Origin of the sequence: Streptomyces endocoffeicus (genome assembly GCF_016741935.1) — a bacterium.
Classification (GTDB): Bacteria; Actinomycetota; Actinomycetes; order Streptomycetales; family Streptomycetaceae; genus Streptomyces; species Streptomyces endocoffeicus.
This window is the reverse complement of the sequence record NZ_JAERRG010000063.1, coordinates 1-21,503: the sequence shown is the minus strand read 5'-3', so window position 1 is coordinate 21,503 and position 21,503 is coordinate 1. Positions and strand designations below refer to the sequence as shown.

Here is a 21,503-nt window from a genome sequence, read left to right as displayed (position 1 = left end):
CGGGATACTGGTCGCCCATGAATGAGGTCAAAGTCGTCGTCGCCCATTCCGAGCGCGCGACCCTGCGCGTCGGCGACGTGTTCTTGAAGGTGGACGCCGATCAGGCGCGCATCGACGTCGAGGTCGAGGCGATGGCCCTGGCGCCGGTCCCGACCCCGAAGGTCCTGTGGCGCAAGCCGCCCGTGCTCGCGATCGCGGCAGTCCCGGGGACGGCGCTCGGCCGCCTCGGCGAGCCGTCGACCGCGTCCCCGGCGGCGTGGGCCGCGGCGGGTGCCGCCATCGGGAAGTTGCACGACGCGCCGTTGCCGCCCTGGCCCGGCCGGGCGGGCCAGGGCCTCGACGAGTTGGCCGCGGATCTCGACGGCGAGTGCGAGTGGCTCGTGGCGAACGGGGTCCTGCCCGCCGACCTGGTCACCCGCAACCGCCAGGTCGCCGAGGCCGCGCTCCGGCCGTGGACTCCGGTGTTCACGCACGGCGACCTGCAGATCACTCACGTGTTCGTCGACGGCGACGAGATCACGGGCATCATCGACTGGTCCGAGGCGGGCCAGGGTGATGCCCTGTACGACCTCGCCACCTTCACGCTCGGACACGAGGAGCATCTCGGCGACGTCGTTGCCGGCTATGGCACCGACATCGACCTCGACGTGATCCGCGCGTGGTGGTCATTGCGAAGCCTGCTGGGGGTTCGCTGGCTGGTCGAGCATGGCTTTGACCCGTTCGCGCCGGGCTGTGAAGTCGACGTGCTGAGATCCCGGATGTGAGGCTGCGCGGGCCCGACTGCCGCGAACGCGTTCTGACGCGTCAGCAGGCCATCTCGTAGGCGCATTGCCTGCGCTTACGCCCGACAGAGTGCGGTGTGCAGTCGTCGCCGGCAGATGCCCCGGAGTGTCGGGGTGCGTGGCGGGTGGAACGGCAGTGCGCGAGGGCGACCAGGAGCCGGCGATGGCCGAGGACTTGCGTGCGAAGCGCCCTGTTACCCTTTGTGGTGACCGTTGCGGACGGTGAGCCGCATGACCCATCGCCATTTGGCGATCTTGCGTTGGCGGGTGAAGCCGAAGCCCGCTTACAGCCCTTCCGGCCCCGAGTGGAAGCAGGCACCGCGCTGCGCGGGCCGCCCTCGGACCGCTCCGGGTAGGCCTCGACCGTTCCCCCGCCCGCTCGGCGTGAAGCCACTGACCGCCCGGTGGCCGCCGGGACTGCGGAACGCCTGGAGCAGATCCTGTTCCTCGTGGTAGCGCAGCGCCCGGACGCTCACTCCCGCCTTGTCGGCGACCGCACCGATGCGCACCGGTCCTCCTCTGTTCGGGCGGCCCGCCCGACTTGCACCTGACGCCAACGTCAGCTTTTAGCGTGGTGGGTGTCGGCGCTCGCCGAACACTCACCCACTGATCTCACGAACGGCCGGTTCAGGCCGCGTGGAAAGGTAAAACGTCATGCGCGCAGTCCGATTTCACGAGTACGGCGGTGTGGAGACCCTCGTGGTCGAGCAGGTGCCGGACCCACATCCCGGGCCCGGCGAGATCCGCATCCGCGTCGCGGCGGCCGGCGTCAATCCCGTCGACTGGAAGGTGCGTTCCGGTGCGGTGCACGAGGTGCTCCCCGTGGATCTGCCCGCGATTCCTGGGCGTGATGCCGTCGGCGTGGTCGACGAGACCGGTGCGGGTGTGCAGGGGGTGAGCATCGGCGACCGTGTCTTCGGGCTGGGCGGCGTCACCGGCGCGACAGCGGAGCTGGCCGTGCTCTCGGCCTGGGCCCACGCACCCACCAGGTGGACCGACGAGGAGGCCGCCGGTGCCGGTCTGGCATCGGTGACCGCGATGGGCGGGCTGAAGGCGCTCGGTCCCCTGCGGGGGCGCACCCTGCTCGTCGAGGGCGCCGCCGGAGGCGTGGGCAGTGCCGCGGTCGAGATCGCGTCGGCTCAGGGCGCCACCGTGATCGGGACAGCCAGCGAGCGCAACCACGAGTTCCTCACCTCTCTCGGAGCCGTTCCCACCACCTACGGCACCGGCCTCGCTGAGCGCCTCGCCACCCTGGCTCCGGACGGTGTCGACATCGTGCTCGACACCGCGGCCTCCGGGTCCCTGGCCGATCTCATCGCGATCGTGGGCGACCCCGCTCGCGTGTCGACGATCGCCGACCACACCAACGCGCAGCGCCTGGGCGTGCGTCTGGCCAACGCGGAGAACGACTCCACGCTCCTCGCCGAAGCGGGCGAACTCGGCCGGCGAGGCCGCTACACACCGCGCATCGAGCGGACCTACCCCATCGAACGGATCGCCGAAGCACACGCATACGCCGAGCGCGGACACACACGGGGCAAGATCGTGGTCTGCATCTGAGCTCGTCCCACCATTCGGGGCCCCTGCGGCTTCGAATGGTGGGAAGCCCGCCCGCACCTCCGGATCACCGGTCCTGAAGTGATCCAACCACCTCGGAGATCATTCCGTCAGGAGTTCCAAGTCCGCCCCAGCCTCCACAGATCTCATCGACCAGGCGGAACTCGTCAGTGCCACGGCCGCACCTGATCTATACGCTGAGAACCAAACCGTCGTCGAGCTGACGACCAAAGCGACAAACAGCAGGGCCACTTGGTGACGAAGGAGCTCAGCTCCAGCGCTGAGGTCCACGGGGATGCCCTACCAGACGTTGCGAAGGTCCGGCTCACCGACATTCCACCCCTGCCCGGGGGGACATCATTCGCCGGCGGCGTCCTCGGCCTCCCAGCGCAGCAGGTCGCCCGGCTGACACTTGAGCACCTCGCAGAGCGCGGCGAGCGTCGCGAAACGCACCGCCTTGGCACGGCCGTTCTTGAGTACCGCCAGGTTGGCGGGCGTGATTCCCACACGGTCCGCGAGGTCGCCCACCGACATCTTCCGCCTGGCCAGCATCACGTCGATGTCGACGACGATCGGCATCAGATCACCTCGTCCAACTCGGCCTGCATCTGCGCCGCTTCGACATCGCGCGCGACGGCCTGGGCGAGCAGCATCCGCAGCACGAGCACGATGAGTCCGACCCCCAGGATGGCCACGCCAATCCCGCTCATGATGACGGTGACGCCCGGGTCGGCCCGCTGGCCCGGCGCATTGAGGGCGGTGACCGCGAACCACAGGAGGGCAGCCGCCACGATCGCGCCGATCACAGCGTCCACGTACCGGAAGGCGGCATGGGAGAACACCGTTCCGCGTCGCACCATTGTCACCAGTCGCCATACGCCGGCCAGGGCGACCTGGGCCGAGCCCATGCCCAGAATCGTGATCACGCGCAGCGAGGTCAGCGGGAGCGACCCGTCCTCCGGATCGCTCCCGCTGACCAACACCCACACCATCAATGCCTGCACGAACACGGTGCCGGCGAGCACCACCACGAGCACGGCACGAAGCGCACGCACTGCCAGCTGTCCCATACCCCATCCCTCCATCGAGTTGCGATGGAAATCTATCGAATATCGATAGATGAATCAAGCAGGAAAGGGGATCAGCGAGGTCAGTTTCCCCGTCACGGGTGACCGCCCCGCCGACGGGGTGCGTCGGCGGGGCGGACAGAGTGATCGTGCCGGATGCCTTGGCGACAACGCGACCGTGCGGTATGCCGCAGTCTCTCCCGGGCCACCGGCCCTAACGGGGACCGTCGAGTTTGATCATGCCGTCGGGGAACAGCCGCGGATCCCTGGGATCAATCCAGGTCAGCCCCTGACTGCCGGTCAGTACCGGCCAGTCGTGCTTGTCGTCCATTCCATCCGGCCGGCGCAGACACCGGCCCGCCTCCAGCGCCGCAGCGATCTCGTCCAGCCAGTCCACCAGCGGCCAGCCCCCTGCCCCCTGCCCCAGCGGGTACAGATCATCTCCACCGTCGACCGACCAGTGCCCCAGGCCGCCATAGGAGGGCTCGCCCCTCCGCGCGTCCACATACCAGCCGGACCAGGTATCCCCGGCCATCCGCGCGAACGGCAGAACGCCGGCCTCCCGCTCCCAGTCCCGCGTACGCATCCGGTACTCATCCACCAGGTCAGCGAGCGGCAACATCGTCATGCCGGACGGCAAAATCCCAGCACCATGGCCCTCGTCGAAACCGTCATGGACCCGATACCAGGCCGCGAGCGCCGCCGTGAACTCCACTCCCATGGCCACCTCCGCCGCCGCGATGTCGGCTTCACCAGCCGGAGGGCGCAGCAAACCGGCCGAAGCAGCAGCGTGCCCACTCAGCCACGTCTCGATCCGCCCCCAGGCCGCGGCCACCCGTTGCGTATCGTCACTCATGCCGAACACGCTATCGGCCACACTCGGCACGACCATGACCATCGCCCGCTACTGCCGAAACTTCACGAGGTCAATCGGCGGGCGCCACCGTTACGGTCACAGCGCCGGGAATCAACGCGATCAGCTGTTGAGACCAGCGGTCCGACTGCTGGGTGGCAACCTCGGCTCCACACGCAGAACAGACAAGGTGGGGGCCATCCAGACCATCAAGGCCACAGCATCCGTTGAGGCGTCCACGGTCAGGATGCCTGACCGCTCCTGAGACCCCACGGCGGTGAGCAGATAGACGTCGGGGGTGTACTTGCCAGCCGTGCGCACTCCCTTTCGATGTCGCGGTGGCTGCCGGCCGGCGCGGAGGTCTTCTTCGCTTCGCCCAGCCACATCCCGTCGGCGTCGGCCAGGGCAAAGTCGATCTCCGCGAACGGCTCGCCCTCCCGGAGAATCTCTCACTCCGCCAGCGTCGGCCGTTTCGGTACGTGGACTGCTGTCAGCGGCGCAACGACAGTGCGAAGGTGTCGGTACTGGCTCCCCCTCCGCAGCTGGGAGAGCCGCCGACGAAATAGGCTCGGCCGTCCAGGTGTGCGGCGCCGAAACCGTGCCTGCTGCCCGGCAGCGCGGTGAGGTTCCTCCAGCGATCGACCTGCGGGTCGTAGAGGGTGACGTCGTCGAAGGTCTCGGTGCTGCTGCCGGGCCGGCATTCCCCGCCCGCGTAAACGACGCACCCGCCCATGACGACGGCAGCGCCGGCGGATCGGGCCACCGGCAGAGGCGCGGCGCGCAGCCAGCGCCGGGTGCGGGCGTCGAAGACGTCATGCCGGGTGAGGTTGTCGCCGACGTCCTCGACGCGCCCGCCCACGACGTGGATACGGCTGCCGAGCACCGCCGTGCCGGCGTGGTCGCGGGCCTCGCCCGGCAGCGGCGGAGCCTGACGGTAGGAACCCGCACCCGGTTCGAAGACATGATGGGCCGACACGGTCCCGAATCCCAGTGACACGGGCGATCCCTCAGGGGTGACGACACGGTGGGAATCGCGCCCGCCCATCAGATGCAGTCGGCCCCGCACGGCGGCGACCGCGATGGATCCGAGGGCAGTGGGCATGTCCGGCAACCGACGCCAGCGGTCTTCACGCGGGTCGTAGACGTAGGCGTCCGGCTGCGGATTCAGGTGCACGGCGTCGGTGAATCCCCCGAACGCGTACAGGCGTCCGCCCGACGCGGCCACACCCACATGCGTGAGGGGCTTGGGCAGGGGAGCGTGGACCGACCACCGATCGCGTCGGGGATCGTAGCTGTGGACCGCCGTCGATGCCCAGACGGGGCTGGCTCCCTCCTCCTGCACGGTACCGCCCACGACGAACAGCCGCCCGGCGAGAGCAGCCGTGCCCACCTCCGCCCGCTTGACCGGCAGCGGCGCCCGCGGCTGCCAGCGCCCAGTCGCGGGCCAAGAGGGCGAGCCTGGCCGGGCGGCAGCCGAACCAGCGGTGCCGGACAACACCGTGGCCCCGCCCGCGCCGGCCAGCACAGCCGCGACGAAACGACGTCGCCGCATGCCGGGATCCTTCATCATCCAACTCCATTTCCGAAGAGGGAGGAGCGCCTCAGCCGGGCGCCACCTGCGCGAAGAAATTGCACCAGCCGGACGCGAAGGCTGTCCAAGACCTCTTCGGGCGCCGCGATACCCGCCGGGTATCGCCCAGGAATGAACCTGCGCCTGCTGTACGCATGGATCGGCAGCCGCGACCGAGCGCGTCCGACCCGGCTGCGGGAGCAGGCCTTCAGCGAGCGTGTACGGCTGCCGGCGCCCACCCCGGTTCGGGGAGCGGCGGTGAGGGTGACGGCCCGTCGGCCAGGCGGGTGAGCGTGCCGCGCTCGGCGCCGTCCACGCTCACCCGTCAGCGGTGTTTCACAGCGGTCCGATGAGCCCTCTCCTCCTCCGAGAGAGGCCACGCCGGAGGCATGAGTGCTGTGAGGTCAGATGATGTCGATGGTCGTGGACGGCGAGATCCGGCCGCCGACGGAGAACTCCACCCTGGTGGGGCCCGGAGGGGAGTCGTCGGCGGCACTCACGCAGACCCACATGACCGACTGTGATCCGGCGTCGGGGATTGCCAGGTCGACGTCGGAGAAGGTCAGGGACTGTCCGTCGTCGGAGACGCTCCCCAGGTAGACGGTGGTGTTGCCGCCCGCGTCCCAGACGGTCAGCTGGTGGTCGGGGCTGTCCTGGGTGCCGAACCGCAAGCCGGCGTCGGCGGGAAGCTTCGCGGTGACGGTTTGCAGCGGGGTGGTCTGGGATCCGTTGTTGCGCACCTCCACGCCCGGGTACACGGGCCCTCCTCCCCGCTCCGCGGTCACCGGGGCGCCGCCCGGGGACACGGTGTAGCCGGGGGTGACGACGACCGTGGTGGAGGGGGAGGTCTTTCCTCCCACCGTGAAGGCCAGGGCGGCTGATCCGAGCGGGGCGTCGTGGCCGGCGCTCACGGCGACCCACATCACCGTCGTGCCGGGCAGCTCCAGGTCCACACCCGAGAAGACCAGCGAGGTTCCGTCCTCTGACAGGGTTCCCGTGTAGGGGGTCGTCTGCCCGTCGGCGTTCTGGACGGTCAGCTGGTAGTCGGCGAGGGTCTGGGTGCCGAAGAGCAGACCGCGGCCGGGGGGCAGGGCCACCGTCACCGACACCGGGTCGATCGCCACACCAGCCTCGACCCGCACTCCCGGGTACCCGACCGGCCCGCCTTGCCTCAGCTCCACGTCTGGCGGTCCACCGGGCGTGAGCGTGAATTCCGTCCATTGCAGCACCACCTGGCCGCGGTTGTTCGCATCACCGACGGGAGACCGGTGCAGGGGATCGTCCTTGCCGCCCGCACTGGTGCCGTTACCGGCCACGGTACGTCCGCCGGTGACGCCTGGACCGTTCACGAAACTGCTGCCACCACCACCGCCACTGAAGTAGGCGCTCGCCGCATTGCCGAGGGCGATGCCTCCACCGCCACCCGCGTAGCCGGCGCCACCCCCTGTAGTGCCGCCGTAGCCCGCGCCCCCGCCTCCCCCCATACCCGGGATCGGCACCTGGCCCCCGGGGGTTCCGTTCACGTTGGTGCCGCCGTTCTGTCCGGTGTTGCCGCCACGCCCTCCGTAAGCTTCGAACCTGGTCGCACCGGCACCACCCGTCGACCCCGATGCTCCACGCGCCGGCGTCCCTGGCGACCCACCCACCGAGTAGCCCTGTGCGCCGGAGCCGCTGGTGCCGCCGCCGGCCCCACCGCGCGCAGCGTCGGTACCGGGGTTAGACGGCAGGAAGCAGGCTCCACCTCCTCCAGCGATCAGTAGCGTCTGTCCCAGCCGCTGGCTGAACAAGCCGCTCATACCGCCCCCGCCGGATGGGCCGCCTCCCAGGTCGACAACGACCCGCAGGGTCTCCCCCGGCACGACGGTGATGTCCCCGGTGGCGAAACCGCCCCCGCCCCCGGTGCCTGCTCCCGCACCCCCGCCGCCCCAGCAGCGGGCGTTGATGGTGGTGACGCCTGGGGGAACGGTGAAGTCCTGGACACCGCCGGAATAGTCGAAGCGCCGGATGTGGGTGTAGGGAGCCAGGGGTGCGCTGGTGGCCTGTGCGATGGCCGCACGGGGCTCGATGACGATGACGGGTTCGGGAGTGGGCAGAAGAGTTGTCTCGGTCATGGCGTGCCGTCCTTTCGTTACAGATCGGCAGGATGAGTCATGGTTCGGCCGTGTTCCGCGGCGCTGTGGCGGACGTGCGGTTCGGCCTTCCGGGGCGCAGCGTCGCTTCCAGTGCTGCGCCCCATCTCGCCGGCGTCGACCAGGGTGCCGAGTGCGCGCGGCCGGTAGCCGTTCGGCGTACGCGTCCTCGCCAGCGCTTCGACCGCGTCGCACCACAGGTTGAGGTCGGGGGCCGCGCTGAGTTCGATGGAGCGGGCCTTGGCCCGGTGGGAGGCCCGGGCCCAGGTGTCGGGGTCTTGCAGGGAGGTCAGGGCGTGGATCCAGGCGTTGAGGTCGTCGCGGTAGGCGAAGATGCCGGCTTCGCCCAGGGACTCGACGAGTCCGGGGGTGGGGTGGGCGATCACCGGGATGCCGGAGGCGAACGCCTCCACCGCCACCCGCCCCCAGGATTCGTACAGGCTCGGCATGAGCATCACGCGGGAGCGGCTGTAGACGTGCTCGCGCATCCGCTGCCCGGGCACCGAGTCGAGAACTTCACAGTTGGGCAGCCGCGGCGGCGGCATGATCTGCTGCCCGTAGGCGCCGCGGACGCCGAGGAACTTCCAGTCCGGGGTCCAGGCGGCGATCTGCCAGAACAGTTCGCCGCCCTTGTCTGAGTTGAGATTGACCAGGGTCGCGCAGTCGCCAGGCTGTGTGCGGTACTCCTCCGCGAGCACCGGCGGCCGGACGACGATGCTGTTCCTGGGCAGGAACTCCCGGGGGTAGCGGGCGTAGAAGATCTCGCCGTCCCGCCTGATCCACTCGCTGTTGTACACGACCAGATCGGCGCCCGCCGCGTTGTGGAAACTCGTGGCGAAGTTGTCGTGGCAGATCACGGCCAGGGGGATGAGACGGTCCCGCGCGAGCCCCGCCACCACCGGCACGTTCTCGAAGTGGGACAACAGCACATCCGCCTTCTGGGCATGGGCGGCGAAGTCCATGCCTTCCTGGAAGGGGACGACCCGCACCCCGTCGATCTCGTAAGCGTTCTCGGTCTTTCCGGGGTGCGACAGCCAGACCGCCACCTGGTGACCACGCCCGGCCAGAGGGCGGAGCATCGAGTGCAACATCCACTCGGAACCGGCGTTGTGATCCGGCGGATATCCGTACACCCGGGCCACGATGGACAAACGCCGCCCCGTAGGTCCCGCAGTCGGCCTGTACGGGCGTAACGCCACCGTCTCCACCTGTAAGAACTCCCTCCCCAAAGGGGCGATACGCAGGGCCTGCCAAACCTCCCGTACCGCTGTGACTGAGCAGTTCTCGCACCCTCCGCTTGAACCCCGCCGGTACGAACACTCGAATCGACTCCACGTCGCACCACCATTCGGCCCCCTCGGCAGGTGCTCACCCAGAGCCTTGGAACCCCCGTGCGGCACGCCTGACCGGCCGCTTCTCGTCCGGGCGGACAGTTCGCTCACAACAGCGAAGGGCGCGGTGGTACGGCTTGGGACCGCACCACCGCACCACCGCGCCCTCGGGTGGGTCCGGACTCGCCTTCAGCAACGTCGAGCTGGCCGTGTCGGGTCATGGCTCGGCCTCCGCGGCATGGGTGGCGGTGCAGGCCACCGCCATCGCCTTTGCGGGAGACACGAACCTGACCTTCCAGGTCGGCGGCCGGACATCCTCCTCCACCCCCATCCACGTCGTGGATCACCAGGCCGGGGGACCATGGGACAGCCTCACGCTGACGTTCTGCCTGGCGACCGTGCCCTCCGCCTTCGCCTCCGGTCGCACACCGGGGTAGCCGACTCCCAAGGCGCGGGTCAGGGTCACATCCGGCGGACCTCCCGGTAACACCGAGAAGGCGCTGGTGCGGGGTGCCGTGCAGACCGCCTGGCACCACACGTACTGGCAGCTCGCCGGACACCCCTACTGGCGCGGGCGTGGAACGGAAAGCCCGCTGCCCTGGTGAGGTCACACACCAGGGCAGCGGGGATCTGAAACCTGCGGTATTCCCTAGTCGCAGGCTCCGGTCGAGGTGCGGCTGAGGTGAGCTGTCAGAGGACAACGGTTTGGGAGGCGCTGGTGCCGTGAGGGAATCGAACTGTGCCGGTGATGCGCCGTCCGGTGCTACAGCCCGAAGGCGCTGCCCTCGATGAGGATGAGCAGGCCGATAGCGATCAGGACCAGGGGCAGCAGGATGTGGCCCCAGCGGGCGAGGGCCTTGGCGATGACGGGTCGGGTGGCGAAGAATTTGCCCGTGAAACACCACACGGCCACGAGCACGAGGAACACCGCGGCGTACACGCTCATCCCGCCGTTGCCGGCGGTGGCGAAGACGGGTACGTAGACGCCGATGTTGTCGCCGCCGTTGGCGAAGGTGACTGCGGCGACCTCCAGCGGGCTCGGTCCGCCCTCCCGGGTCTGTTCGTCCTCCTCGTCCCCACTGCCGTCGCGGTGGTCCTTCCATGCCTGCCAGGCGGCCTTGAGGCCCAGGGCGAGTGGCAGCAGACCGAGGTAGGGGATGGCGGACTCGGGCAGGAAGGTGGCACCGAACGCGGCGGCCACCGCCACGGCGAGGATCGCGGCGAAGCCCAGGTACTGGCCCAGTACGATCCGGCGGGTGGATCCGGGCCGGCCGGCGCCCTGGGCGAAGAACAGCGCCAGGATCAGGATGTCGTCGATGTTGGTGACGGCGAACAGCCCGGCCGCCTGCCCGATGATGCTCAGGTCCACCAGTAACTGCTCCCCTTCGATGCACGTGTCCCGGTGACGCTACCGGGAGCCCGTACATCAGCGATCGCGGGGCCAAGGTAGGCGCTGTCCGTTCCCGTCAGGTCGAGCACGCCGCCGCCGAGTTGCCTCCCAGGTGCTGGACATGCGCTGTCGAGACTCGGACAACACCTCGTGGTCGCCGGAGCGGCAAGGGTCAGTTCACTTCTGCGGTCCGGTCGGTGCGCAGGATGGGGTACATGGCGAATCGGGTGTCCCACGTCGAGTGCCGTTGCTGGAAGAACTCGCGTCGTGCTTCCGGATCGGCCGCGAAAGCCGGATCCGTCTCCAGTGTGCGCTGGAACTCGTCGGCCAATGTCGGGTTCTCGTCCAGCATCTGCTGGGCGAAGATCTCCGTGACGTAGGGTTCGACGTACTCCTTCTGCTCGAAGTGGGCGTTGAAGAATCCCCAGGCGGCGAGCGAGTCGGGGGCCTGCGGCTCCAGCAGCGCCATCAGGAGTCTCGCTCCGGGTTGTGCGATCGGCACGAACAGGCTGCCCGCCGGCAGGGACAGTGACTCCGGTCGCCAGGCCCCCTCGACCGCGAGCTGCGTTCGGCCCTCGAACGGGACGGCCGAGAACCGCGCGGCGGTGCTGCGGAAGACGTCGGCGTCCGGCTGGTCGGTGCTGTGTTCCAGTGTCCGGTAGCCCAGTCCGTGCAGGGTCAGTCTGTCGGCGACCAGCGGGGCGTACGCCCTGGGCACGAGGTAGCCGCCGCGCGGGGCGCGCACGGTGAGCGACGGGAGGACGTTGCCGCGGTAGGGCACGTGCCAGATCTGCGGGGTGGTGGGGTCGTAGACGGTGACCGGCTCACCGGAGATCGGGGACAGGTCACGGGTATAGGCGTATCCGCGGAACTCGATGGTGGCCGCCGCCTCCTGCGCTGTGGGCGAGCCGGCGTCCTGCCGGTCGACCTCGATGTCCAGGACGACGTCCTCGCCGGCCAGGCGGCTCGCTCGCTGGTCGGCTTCGTGTGCGGCTGCGCTCCATTCGGTGCCGTGCGAGGCGACGAGTTCGGCCAGGCCCATGATCGCGTTGCGGCTGACCCGGACGCGGGTGGCGTAGTCCTTCCAGGAGTGTGTCTCGACCAGCACCGTGTAGCGGTTGCGGGCGGGGAAGTAGCCGGTCGAGTAGCGCGGCGAGTACGCGGTGACCTGGAAGCCGGAGGAGGGGTCGTCCTCCACGACCGGCTCCGGGTAGAAGGGGAGCGCCAGCGAGCCCTGGGCGGTCAGTTTGTCGAGCAAGGCGTCGCGCAGGGCGGTGCCGGTGGGGTGCAGCTGCGGGTCGCCGAGGTGGATCGGTTCGACCTGGATCGACACGTCGGGTTCGAAGTCCGCTCCGTCGGTCACGTGCATGTCCGCGCTCACCAGCGGGTCCCAGTCGCGCAGCAGCGCCAGCATGGCCCGCATCTCGGGCGAGTCGGCCTTGGTGTAGTCGCGGTTGAGGTTGAGGTTGTGCGCGGTCGCCCGCCAGCCGGTCTCCTCCGGTCCGGCCTGGTTGGGCCGGTTCCATCGGCCCACCCGCTCGTGGCCGTCGGTGTTGAAGGCGGGCACGAACAGGATGGCGATCCGGGCCAGGGCATCCCCCTCGGACGCGTGCACCTCGATGTGCGAGCCGCTCGACGTGTCCGCGAGCGGCTCCGCGCCCAGTAGCTCGCGCAGTGCTGCGAACCCGGCGTCCTTGCCGTCGCTCTCGCCAGGGTGGATGCCGGCCTGGACCATCAGCAAGGGGATACCGCGTTCACGCAGCGCCTGGGGCGTGAACGCGCCGCCGCGCGAGACCAGCAGGGCCCGCATCGGGCGTCCCTCGGCCGATTCCCCGTACACGAAGCTGCGCACCGCGTCGGGCCAGCGTTCGGCGAAGGCCGCGCACAGTGCTTCCACTTCGTCCAGTCGGCCGGTCAGGCGGAACTGTGACTGCTCGGCAAGGGTCTGCAACGTCATGGATCACTCTCTACAGCATTCGACGGTCGGACATGAACAAACGGAATACGACGCCTTCCGAGGCGTCGACAGCAGGCGACAGCGGCCGCGGGCCCGGCGACGTTCGGAACCGCCGCCTGGGCCCGCGGCCGCTATCGCCTTCGTGAGGTAAGGACGGCGCCGGAGGCGGCCGCGACGACCAGGGCGATGGCGCCGAGGTCGAGGGGCGACAGGATCTGCCCCAGGACGGCGTAGCCGGACACCGCCGCGATCACCGGGGCCAGGGTGCTGACGACGCCGAACACGGAGGCGGTCACCCTGCGCAGGGCGAGCAGTTCCAGGGTGTAGGGAAGCGCGGAGGACAGGATCGCCACGACCACGCCCAAGCCCAGCGTCACCGGATCCAGCAGCGCCGTCCCGGCAACGGCGATACCCGCCGGCAGGCTCAGGACCGCCGCCACCGCCATCGCCAGCGCGAGACCGTCGGTGCGGGGAAACCTCGTGCCGGCCCGCGCCGACAGCAGGATGTACGCGGCCCACAGCGCCGCGGCCCCCAGGGCGAAGGCGACGCCGCTCCCGTCGAGCCGGTCGAATCCACCCCGGCTGAGCAACGCCACACCCGCCAGCGCCAGGCCGGCCCACAGCCAGCTCGCCGCGCGCCGGGCCAGGACCACCGACAGCACCAGCGGGCCCAGCACCTCGAAGGTGACCGCCGCCCCCAGCGGGATACGGGCGATCGACTGGTAGAACAGGAAGTTCATGCCCGCCAGGGCGGCGCCGAAGCCGACGACGACCGCCCAGTCCGCGCGCCGGTAGTCACGAACCCTCGGCCGGCACACGGCCAGCAGCAGCCCCGCCGACAGCAGCAGCCGCAAGGCAACGATCCCGGCTGCCCCGGCCCGCGGGAACAGGGACGTGGCCACGGCCGCGCCGAACTCCTGCGACACGAGGCCGCCCAGCACCAGCCCGATCCCCGCACCCCGGCCATCGCCGGAGGTCCGCCGCTTCCCGCGCCCAAGCGACCGGACGCGCGCGGTGGCGGAAGAGAAAGTAGCGGCCGAGGCCGCTCGAACAGTGCTCATGCCCGCCACGCTAGGTGCCATCACTGTGACAGCGGAAATGCCGCTCCTCCAGCGATTATGCTTGGCAGGCATGACCATGGAACTGCGGCATCTGCGCGCTTTCATCGCCATCGCGGAGGAAGGCACGATCACGCACGCCGCGGCCCGGCTGCGTATCGGCCAGCCCGCTCTCTCCCGCACCCTCAAGGCGCTGGAGAGCCACCTCGGCGTGCGGCTGTTCGACCGCTCCACCCACCACCTGCGCCTCACCGACGCCGGCGAGTCCTTCCGCATCCGCGCGGCCGCAGCCCTCAACGCCGCCGAAGCGGCCTTCGACCCCGACCGCGTGGGCCCCTGGCCCCTGCGCCTGGGCCACGCCTGGTCCGCCCTCGGCCACCACACCGCCACCGTCCTGCACCGCTGGCAGCAGCTCCACCCCCAGACGCCCCTGCAACTGCTGCGCACCGACGACAGCCTCGCCGGCCTCGCGCAGGGCCGGGCCGACGCAGTCCTGCTCCGAGGCCCCATGCCTGTCACCGGCATCCGCAGCACCGTGCTCTTCCACGAACAGCGGATGGCCGCCCTGTCCTCGCACAACGACCTCGCCAAGCGAAGCGAGCTCGCCCTCGACGACCTGGCAAGCCAGACCCTGATCATGAACACCGTCTCGGGGACCACCACGCTCCGGCTGTGGTCCCCCGAACACCAGCCGGGCCGCATCGCCGAGGTCGGCAACACCGACGACTGGCTCGCCGCCCTCGCCGCCGACCAGGGCTTCGGCGTCACCACCACAGCGACCGCAGACATCTACCCCTACCCCGGCGTCACCTACCTGCCCCTCACCGACGCACCCCCCGTACCCGTCAACCTCGCCTGGTCCGACCCGCCCAGCCACCCCGCAGTCCCCGACCTCGCCGCCTTCATCCGCGAGATCGCGCAGCCCACCACGAACGAGGCGAACGGCCCCGAATAGGCCCGGGCAACGACGGGCCTGAACACAGGAGTCTTCGGCAGCCCCGCGGAGCCTTCGGTCCTGCTTCGGTTCCCACGGGTGGGCACACCCGCACCTCCGGTGGTGACGCCGCCGACTCGTCCCGTGCGGTCAGCAGCCCCGAAGGAACGACGCTCAGGGATCCGGCCGATGGGCGAGCAGGGCGCGTCCGAGCTGATGCTGATGGCCAAGTCCCGGCACAAGAAGGCGGAGAACGTCCGCCACTACTTCAAGCCGTCCCTGGCGTCGATCTCGGACGTGACCAGCCTACTCGCGCCCGGCGACAGGCGGCGCTGAACGGGCGCGCCCGCGACATGTGGCGCGGGGTCAGGCGCCGGGGACCGGGGGCGCAGTCCGTCGAGGATGAGCCGCAAGATGCGGTCGGCGCGAGCCTCGGCGCCCTCGCCCGGGGGATGCGAAGCGGAAGGGCTTCCGTGACGTTCGAAGAGCAATACGGAAGCCCTTCCGTTTCCTCGTGCCACACCCCATGGAGGACAGCCCTGCCGGAAACGGTCCTGATCACCGGAGGCAGCGGCTACGTCACCGGATGGTGCGTCGTGGAGCTCCTCCGGCGCGGATACCGCGCGCGGACCACCGCGCGCAGCCACAACAAAGCGCAGGCGGTGCGCAAGTCCGCCGCCGAGGCCGACACCGGCGACCGGCTGGAGTTGGCGGTCGCCGACCTCACAGCCCCTCCTCCTACGCCGAGGAGGGCGTCACCGACGTGCCCGGCGCCGTCTTCGGACCGATCCTGGCCACCAGCACCATCGGCTCGGTCGGCATCGTCCAGCGGATGCTCACCGGCGCCATGCGGGGCCTGCCCCGCATCGGCCTGGAAATCGTCGACGCCCGCGCCGGAGCACCGGACGCTGAGCACTGTGCGGACCGCTGGCACCTCTTCCACAACCTCGTGAAAGCCGTGGAAAAGACGGTCATCCGCCATCGGGCCAGAAGATCTAACGACGGACTACCGGCGCAGGACACTGGTGATCTACCCGGTCCGGACGTGCCGGCGAAAGGGTACCGTACCGATATGTATCCACCGTTGAGGGGAACGCTCATGCGTGTGCTGGACAACGCCAAGGAGCGGGACCGCGGGAACGGGCTGGCGGAGCACCGGCCGCGGCCGCATCAGGTGCCCGAATGGGCGACCCATGTCCTCTGCCGGACACAGTCCGCACGCGGGCGGAGACGTTCTACGGCAACGACTTCTCCGCCGCCATTCCCCACGACGGGCCGGTGGCCCCAACGCGCCAAGGAGACGACGGGGGCTCAGGCGATGACTGTGGGCAGGTGCTGTGTATAGCGGTACCTGCTGTGAACGATACGAACTCGTCGCCCGCGAGGACGAACTCGGCATTCTGCAGAGGTCTCTGGAACAAGCAGGCAGCGGCCAGGGCGTCGTGGTCACCGTCACCGGCCCGATCGCCTGCGGCAAGACAGAACTGCTTGACGCGGCTGCAGCGAAGGCTGACGCCATCATTCTGCGCGCGGTCTGCGCGCCCGAAGAGCGGGCTATGCCGTACGCCATGATCGGGCAGCTCATCGACAACCCGGCGCTCGCGCATCAGGCGCCGGAGCTGGCTGATCGGATAGCCCAGGGCGGGCAGCTGTCGCTGAGGGCCGAGAGCCGACTGCGCAGGGATCTCACCCGTGCCCTGCTGGCGTTTGCCGTCGACCGGCCTGTGCTGATCGGCGTCGATGATGTGCATCACGCCGACACCGCCTCTTTGAACTGTCTGCTGCATTTAGCCCGTCGGGTCCGGCTGGCCCGGATATCCATGATCTTCACCGAGTTGCGCAGCCTCACCCCTACTCAGTCACGATTCAAGGCGGAGCTGCTCAGCCTGCCGTACCACCACGAGATCGCGCTGCGTCCACTCGGACCGGAGCAATCGGCGGAGCTGGCCCGCGCCGCCTTGGGCCCGGGCCTCGCCGAGGATGTGCTCGCGGGGTTGTACGGAATGACCAGGGGCAACCTGAGTCTCAGCCGTGGACTGATCAGCGATGTGCGGGAGGCCCGGGCCAACGGAGAGAGCGCTTTCGAGGTGGGCCGCGCATTCCGGTTGGCGTACCTCAGCTCGCTCTACCGCTGTGGCTCGATCGCGCTGCGGGTCGCCCGAGTGGCTGCCGTGCTGGGCCCAAGCGCCACCAGCACGCTGGTGCGCCGTCTGAGCGGGCTCAGCGCGGAGACGATAGACCGGGCAACCAAGATCCTCACTGAGGGCGGGCTGCTGCTCGACCACCAGTTCCCGCACCCGGCCGCCCGCTCGGTGGTGCTCGATGACATGTCCGCCCAGGAACGACGCAGCCTGCACACTCTCGCCCTGGAACTGCTGGACGAGGCGCCGGTTGAAGTGCTCGCGCACCACCAGGTCGGCGCCGGTCTCATACACGGACCTAAGGCCGCGGAGATATTCGCCAAGGCCGGCCAGGCTCTGGTTGTACGCAACGAGTTGGGCGACGCGGCCGAATACCTGCAACTGGCTCACCGAGCCTCCGACGATGTCTCCACCCGGGCCGCCTTACGGGTCGAGGCCGTGGCAATCGAGCGCCGCCGCAATCCGCTGGCCTCCAGTCGGCACATGGACGAGCTGAGCGGCGCCGGCCGCGCCGGTCTGCTTTCCCCCAAGCATGCGGCGCTGGCTGTCCTATGGCTGGCCGACGGCGGGCGATCCGGCGAGGCAGCCGAGGTGCTGGCGTCGGAACGCCCGCTCGCGACCACCGATCAGAACCGGGCGCACCTGCGATTTGCCGAGGTGACTCTCGCGCTGTTCTGTCCCGGCGCCTTCGGGTCGGGCCGGCGCCCACCTCCGCTGACGCCGGACGAGCTCGCCAGCTTGCCGAAGGCTGCCTGGCAATGCGCGGTCGCCGACAACGCGGTCACGACGGCCTTGCGTGCTCATCCAGAACTTGCCACCGCTCAGGCGGAAACGGTTCTGCGGCAGGCTGATCCGGCAGCCGGCGCAATCCCCGCCGCGCTGATCGCCCTGTTGTACGCGGAGAACACCGAGTCCGCTCAGATCTGGGCCGACAAGCTGGGCAGCACGAATGCCGGGGTATCGAACGAGGCGGAAGCGGGCTACGCCGGCCCGTGCGCCGAGATCGCCCTGCGGCGCGGCGACCTGGCCACGGCGTTCGAGGCTGGTAGCACCGTCCTGGACGACCGGTCGCTGCCGTCGCTCGGCATCACCGCCGCACTGCTGTTGAGCAGCAAGACGGCCGCCGCTGTCCGGCTGGGCGAATTCGAGCGTGCGGAGCAGCTGCTCGCTGAGCCGCTTCCGAACGGTGTCCAGGACAGCCTTTTCGGTCTACACCTGCTCTCGGCGCACGGCCAGTACAGCCTCGCGATGGGCCGATATGAATCGGCTCACCGGGCCTTTCACACCTGCGGAGAACGTATGCGCAGCTGGGGTGTTGACGTGCCTGGTCTAGCCCTGTGGCGTGTCGACGCCGCCGAGGCGCTGCTCAGCCTCGACCGGAACGAGGGCCAGCGGCTCATCGACGAACAACTCGCCCGTCCGATGGGACCTCGTTCCCGCGCATTAACGCTGCGGATCAAGGCGGCATACCTCCCGCGGACGAAGCGGATCCCCCTGCTCCATGAGGCAGCTGAGCTGCTGCTCTCCTGCCCCGACCGGTACGAGCAAGCGCGGGTGCTCGCCGATCTGGGCGACACGCTCAGCGCGCTCAGACGCTATAGCCGGGCGCGGGGAGTTCTCCGGCAGGCTCATCACCTGGCCACCCAGTGCGGTGCTGTCCCGCTGCTGCGCCGACTCGGGGGCGAGCCCGGCCGGGTCGACGACGCCGGCCTGCCGCCGCGGAGCACATCGTTGACCGATGCGGAGCGGCGGGTGGCGGCGCTGGCCGCGGCCGGACAGACCAACCGGGAGATCGCCAAACAGCTATTCGTCACGGCCAGCACAGTGGAACAGCACCTCACAAGCGTCTTCCGCAAGATGGGCGTTAAGGGCCGCAGGCAGCTGCCGACCGCGCTGGCCGACGCGGAATAGACCTGAACTCTCCGGCACCCGGCAGCGCCTCGATCTCCTCTGCGGTGGCGGAGGCGGAGGCGCCGAGGACGGTGTCGAGCAGTTCTCTCATTGGACTCCTCAGGTCACATATGGAATCAGATCGTCGGATTGCCGAACTCCCGATCGATGAAGTCGAGGATCTCGCCGGCATCCGCGTTCGCGAGCGCGACAGTGGCCTCATCGGCCGAACGGGAGATCTGCTGCCATTTGCTGAGGGCAGCCGACAGCCGGTCCTTCACCAGGGATGCCTGCTTCTCGTCGAAGGTGACTGAGTCGAACATTCCCTCGATCCGGTCGAGTTCGGCCAGCAGGGCCGTGGGCGAGACCCGCGGATTCATCAGGTCGTCAAGCCGGGCGGCCAGGCTGGCCGGGGTCGGATAGTCGAACACCATCGTGGCCGGCAGCCGCAGCCCCGTGCTCTTCGCCAGACTGTTGCGCAGCTCGACCGCGGTCAGCGAGTCCAGGCCCAGATCCTTGAACGCGGCGGTCACCGGGATCGTGCCGGCGTTGGCGTGGCCGAGGACCACCGCGGCGGTGTCCCGCACCACCTTCATGAGCGCGCCTTCGCGCTCCTCCGGCGCCAGCCCGGCCAGCCACTGGGCCGACGCGTCGGCGGTGGTTCCCTGCCGCGTGGCCCTGCGATGCAACGACCGCAGCAGGGCGGGAACCTCGCCATCCCGGACCGGGGCCATCGGAGCGGCAAGCAAGACCGGCTCGCCGTGCTGGGTGGCGGTGTCGAACATCCGCATACCGCGCTCGGCGGTGATGGTCTGCAATCCCCCGCGACGGATCCGGTCACGGTCGGAGCCGGTCAGATTCGCCGTCAGGCCGGTCGCTTGCTCCCAGAAACCCCACGCCAGCGAGAGCGCGGGCAAACCCTCCGCACGACGCTCTACCGCGAGCGCGTCCAGGAAGGCGTTGGCTGCCGCGTAGTTGCCCTGTCCGGGGCTGCCCATGAGGCCCGCGGCGGAGGAGTACATGACGAACGCCGCCAGATCCCGGTCGCGGGTGAGCTCGTGCAGATGCCAGGCACCGTCCGCCTTGGCCCGCAATACCGTGTCGAGGCGCTGCGGGGTCAGCGATTCCATCACCCCGTCGTCGAGGACTCCCGCGGTATGGATCACCGCCGTCAGGGACGACACCCCCGCCAGCACCCGCGCCAGCGCCGCACGGTCGGACACGTCGCAGACCGCGGTGCCGACCTCGGCGCCCAGCTCGGTCAGCTCGCTGATCAGGGCGTCGTCGGGGGCGCTACGCGAGACGAGCAGCAGGCGGCGTGCCTTGTTCTCGGCCACCAGATGCCGGGCGAGGATGCCGGCCAGGGCGCCGGAGCCACCGGTGATCAGCACCGTGCCGTCGGGGTTCCAAGCGGCCTCCTGCACGGGTTCCGCACTGAGGCGGATCAGCCGCGGCACCTCGTACCGGCCACCGTCGACCCGCATCCACGGCTCGTCCAGTCCGATTGCCACTGCCGAGCTGTCGCCCTCGACCAGGATGAACCGGTCGGGATGCTCCGACTGGGCCGAGCGGACCAGGCCCGACACCGCGGCGCAGGCCAGGTCGGTTCCGGTCTGCACGACCAGGGTGCTGTCGGCGAAGCGTGGCTCGCCGAGCCACTGCTGAATCGCCTCCAGAACCCGGGCTGTCAGCGCACGGGCCCGCACCAGTGGGTCTGCGTCGGCGTCGGGCAGCGCGGTGAACACCACCAGCTCGGGAACCGGGCCGTCGTCGGCGAGGTCCTCGAACCGGCCAACCGTCCGGCCGTCCTGCCCGGGAGCCGGGATCTCGTTCCAGGTCAGCGCGAACAGGTCCTCGGCGGTGGCGCCGAGCCCGGCCACCGGCCTGGCTACCACCGAGCCGACAGCGGCCACGGGTCGCCCGGCATCGTCGGTGGCCTGGATGGTCCAGCCGTCGGCCACCGGCGTCACCGCGACCCGCAGCGTCGCCGCGCCGATCGTATGGAACTGAACCTGACCCCAGGAGAACGGCAGCCGCAGGTCGCCGGACGCGTTCAGGATGTTGGCCTGCAGGGCGGCGTCCAGGAGCGCGGGATGCACCGTAAACCGGGCCGCCTCCAGCCTCTGATCCTCGGCGAGGACGACCTCGGCATAAATGGTCTCCCCGGCACGCCAGGCCGCCCGCAAGCCCTGGAACGCGGCCCCGTACTCGTAGCCCGCCACCGCCAGCTCGTCATAGAAGCCGGCCACCTCCACCGGCTCCGCCTGCGCCGGCGGCCACACCTCGAACTCCGGCAGCGAGACGATCGGACCGGACGGGCTGATCGTGGCCGTGACATGCCGGACCCATGCCTCGGTCTCGTCCGCCTGCGAGTGGACGGTCACCGGCCGATGACCGGCGTCGTCGGCCTCACCGACCGACACCGACAGCTGGACACCGCCGCTCGCGGGAAGCAGCAGCGGAGCCTCGATCACCAGCTCGTCGATGACCCCGCAGCCGATCTCGGCCGCGGCCCGGGCCACCATCTCCACGAAGCCGGTGCCCGGCAGCAGCACCGTCCCCCGCACCGCGTGATCGGCCAGCCAGGCATGTGTGGCCAGCGAGATCCTGCCGGTCAGCACCACCCCGTCCGTGCCCGGCAACGCCACGACGGTGTCCAGCAGCGGGTGTCCGTCGCCGACGGGCCGGTCGGTGCTCGCCGCCCAGTAGCGCTGGTGCTGGAAGGCATACGTGGGCAGGTCCAGCACCCGCCCGGTGGTCGTCCCCAGGATCGCCGGCCAGTCGATGGGTACGCCCTGTACGTGCAGTTCCGCCAGTGCGGTAACCACGGCGTGTTGCTCGTCG

At 69.8% G+C, this 21,503-nt stretch carries 16 protein-coding genes and 2 pseudogenes; 6 read left to right on the top strand and 12 right to left on the bottom strand.

Going from position 1 to position 21,503, the window contains the following annotated elements; all coding sequences use genetic code 11:
• The first annotated feature begins 17 nt into the window (after window positions 1–17).
• Window positions 18–764, top strand: coding sequence for a phosphotransferase family protein (locus JK364_RS52180; protein ID WP_201858516.1), 747 nt, complete (start codon window positions 18–20; stop codon window positions 762–764).
• A gap of 419 nt (window positions 765–1,183) precedes the next feature.
• Here the strand turns inward: JK364_RS52180 and JK364_RS56555 are convergent.
• Window positions 1,184–1,291: pseudogene (locus JK364_RS56555) on the bottom strand (MerR family DNA-binding transcriptional regulator); the annotation flags it as partial.
• Window positions 1,292–1,436: 145 nt separating this feature from the next.
• Between JK364_RS56555 and JK364_RS52170 the strand changes: the two are divergent.
• On the top strand, window positions 1,437–2,342 hold the full coding sequence (locus JK364_RS52170; RefSeq protein ID WP_201858514.1) for an NADP-dependent oxidoreductase: 906 nt from the start codon (window positions 1,437–1,439) through the stop codon (window positions 2,340–2,342).
• A gap of 354 nt (window positions 2,343–2,696) precedes the next feature.
• On the opposite strand, the gene JK364_RS52165 is transcribed toward JK364_RS52170, so the two are convergent.
• From JK364_RS52165 to JK364_RS52140, 6 genes are all read right to left on the bottom strand, one after another.
• Window positions 2,697–2,918 carry a helix-turn-helix domain-containing protein gene (locus tag JK364_RS52165; protein WP_037952025.1) on the bottom strand — a complete coding sequence of 74 codons (222 nt, stop codon included), beginning with the start codon at window positions 2,916–2,918 and terminating at the stop codon, window positions 2,697–2,699.
• Entirely contained in the window at window positions 2,918–3,409 is a 492-nt protein-coding gene (locus tag JK364_RS52160; protein ID WP_201858513.1) for a DUF2975 domain-containing protein, read from the bottom strand. The genes JK364_RS52165 and JK364_RS52160 overlap by 1 nt, the downstream gene beginning before the upstream one ends.
• A gap of 211 nt (window positions 3,410–3,620) precedes the next feature.
• The gene (locus JK364_RS52155) at window positions 3,621–4,304 is read right to left on the bottom strand and encodes an SMI1/KNR4 family protein (RefSeq protein ID WP_230993873.1); all 684 of its coding nucleotides are present in this window, start codon (window positions 4,302–4,304) and stop codon (window positions 3,621–3,623) included.
• 445 nt (window positions 4,305–4,749) lie between these two features.
• On the bottom strand, window positions 4,750–5,811 hold the full coding sequence (locus tag JK364_RS52150; protein ID WP_201858512.1) for a Kelch repeat-containing protein: 1,062 nt from the start codon (window positions 5,809–5,811) through the stop codon (window positions 4,750–4,752).
• Between the two features lie 422 nt (window positions 5,812–6,233).
• Window positions 6,234–7,940 (bottom strand): hypothetical protein, encoded by a 1,707-nt coding sequence (locus JK364_RS52145; protein ID WP_201858511.1) that lies wholly within the window; start codon window positions 7,938–7,940, stop codon window positions 6,234–6,236.
• Window positions 7,941–7,957: 17 nt separating this feature from the next.
• Complete coding sequence (locus JK364_RS52140) at window positions 7,958–9,037, bottom strand: glycosyltransferase family 4 protein (RefSeq protein WP_307841693.1); 1,080 nt, start codon at window positions 9,035–9,037, stop codon at window positions 7,958–7,960.
• Window positions 9,038–9,426: 389 nt separating this feature from the next.
• On the opposite strand from JK364_RS52140, the gene JK364_RS52135 reads away from it, so the two are divergent.
• Complete coding sequence (locus JK364_RS52135; RefSeq protein WP_201858509.1) at window positions 9,427–9,726, top strand: hypothetical protein; 300 nt, start codon at window positions 9,427–9,429, stop codon at window positions 9,724–9,726.
• Between the two features lie 326 nt (window positions 9,727–10,052).
• On the opposite strand, the gene JK364_RS52130 is transcribed toward JK364_RS52135, so the two are convergent.
• From JK364_RS52130 to JK364_RS52120, 3 genes are all read right to left on the bottom strand, one after another.
• Entirely contained in the window at window positions 10,053–10,658 is a 606-nt protein-coding gene (locus tag JK364_RS52130; RefSeq protein ID WP_201858508.1) for a cadmium resistance transporter, read from the bottom strand.
• A 193-nt stretch (window positions 10,659–10,851) separates the two neighbouring features.
• Entirely contained in the window at window positions 10,852–12,636 is a 1,785-nt protein-coding gene (locus JK364_RS52125; RefSeq protein ID WP_201858507.1) for a M14 family zinc carboxypeptidase, read from the bottom strand.
• A 131-nt stretch (window positions 12,637–12,767) separates the two neighbouring features.
• The gene (locus JK364_RS52120) at window positions 12,768–13,697 is read right to left on the bottom strand and encodes an EamA family transporter (RefSeq protein WP_230993872.1); all 930 of its coding nucleotides are present in this window, start codon (window positions 13,695–13,697) and stop codon (window positions 12,768–12,770) included.
• Window positions 13,698–13,767: 70 nt separating this feature from the next.
• Here JK364_RS52120 and JK364_RS52115 point away from each other — a divergent pair, with 70 nt between their 5' ends.
• Both JK364_RS52115 and JK364_RS52110 read left to right on the top strand, forming a co-directional pair.
• Window positions 13,768–14,649 carry a LysR family transcriptional regulator gene (locus JK364_RS52115; protein WP_230993871.1) on the top strand — a complete coding sequence of 294 codons (882 nt, stop codon included), beginning with the start codon at window positions 13,768–13,770 and terminating at the stop codon, window positions 14,647–14,649.
• A gap of 171 nt (window positions 14,650–14,820) precedes the next feature.
• Window positions 14,821–14,964: pseudogene (locus JK364_RS52110) on the top strand (site-specific integrase); the annotation flags it as partial.
• 402 nt (window positions 14,965–15,366) lie between these two features.
• Here the strand turns inward: JK364_RS52110 and JK364_RS57395 are convergent.
• Complete coding sequence (locus JK364_RS57395) at window positions 15,367–15,495, bottom strand: hypothetical protein (RefSeq protein ID WP_269146456.1); 129 nt, start codon at window positions 15,493–15,495, stop codon at window positions 15,367–15,369.
• Between the two features lie 470 nt (window positions 15,496–15,965).
• On the opposite strand from JK364_RS57395, the gene JK364_RS52105 reads away from it, so the two are divergent.
• A complete protein-coding gene (locus JK364_RS52105; protein WP_201858505.1) occupies window positions 15,966–18,680 on the top strand; it encodes a helix-turn-helix transcriptional regulator in 2,715 nt (904 codons plus the stop codon).
• Between the two features lie 116 nt (window positions 18,681–18,796).
• Here JK364_RS52105 and JK364_RS52100 read toward each other — a convergent pair.
• Window positions 18,797–21,503, bottom strand: a 2,707-nt coding sequence (locus JK364_RS52100; RefSeq protein WP_230993870.1) for a type I polyketide synthase, incomplete at its 5' end; no start/stop codon positions are given.

What these genes read in the sequence shown, in the direction of transcription:
- JK364_RS52180 (WP_201858516.1), top strand. Translation starts at nt 18, where the DNA reads ATGAATGAGGTCAAAGTCGTCGTCGCCCATTCCGAGCGCGCGACCCTG.
- JK364_RS52170 (WP_201858514.1), top strand. Translation starts at nt 1,437, where the DNA reads ATGCGCGCAGTCCGATTTCACGAGTACGGCGGTGTGGAGACCCTCGTG.
- JK364_RS52165 (WP_037952025.1), bottom strand. Translation starts at nt 2,918, where the DNA reads ATGCCGATCGTCGTCGACATCGACGTGATGCTGGCCAGGCGGAAGATG.
- JK364_RS52160 (WP_201858513.1), bottom strand. Translation starts at nt 3,409, where the DNA reads ATGGGACAGCTGGCAGTGCGTGCGCTTCGTGCCGTGCTCGTGGTGGTG.
- JK364_RS52155 (WP_230993873.1), bottom strand. Translation starts at nt 4,304, where the DNA reads ATGGTCATGGTCGTGCCGAGTGTGGCCGATAGCGTGTTCGGCATGAGT.
- JK364_RS52150 (WP_201858512.1), bottom strand. Translation starts at nt 5,811, where the DNA reads ATGCGGCGACGTCGTTTCGTCGCGGCTGTGCTGGCCGGCGCGGGCGGG.
- JK364_RS52145 (WP_201858511.1), bottom strand. Translation starts at nt 7,940, where the DNA reads ATGACCGAGACAACTCTTCTGCCCACTCCCGAACCCGTCATCGTCATC.
- JK364_RS52140 (WP_307841693.1), bottom strand. Translation starts at nt 9,037, where the DNA reads ATGCTCCGCCCTCTGGCCGGGCGTGGTCACCAGGTGGCGGTCTGGCTG.
- JK364_RS52125 (WP_201858507.1), bottom strand. Translation starts at nt 12,636, where the DNA reads ATGACGTTGCAGACCCTTGCCGAGCAGTCACAGTTCCGCCTGACCGGC.
- JK364_RS52120 (WP_230993872.1), bottom strand. Translation starts at nt 13,697, where the DNA reads ATGAGCACTGTTCGAGCGGCCTCGGCCGCTACTTTCTCTTCCGCCACC.
- JK364_RS52115 (WP_230993871.1), top strand. Translation starts at nt 13,768, where the DNA reads ATGACCATGGAACTGCGGCATCTGCGCGCTTTCATCGCCATCGCGGAG.
- JK364_RS57395 (WP_269146456.1), bottom strand. Translation starts at nt 15,495, where the DNA reads ATGCGGGGCAGGCCCCGCATGGCGCCGGTGAGCATCCGCTGGACGATG.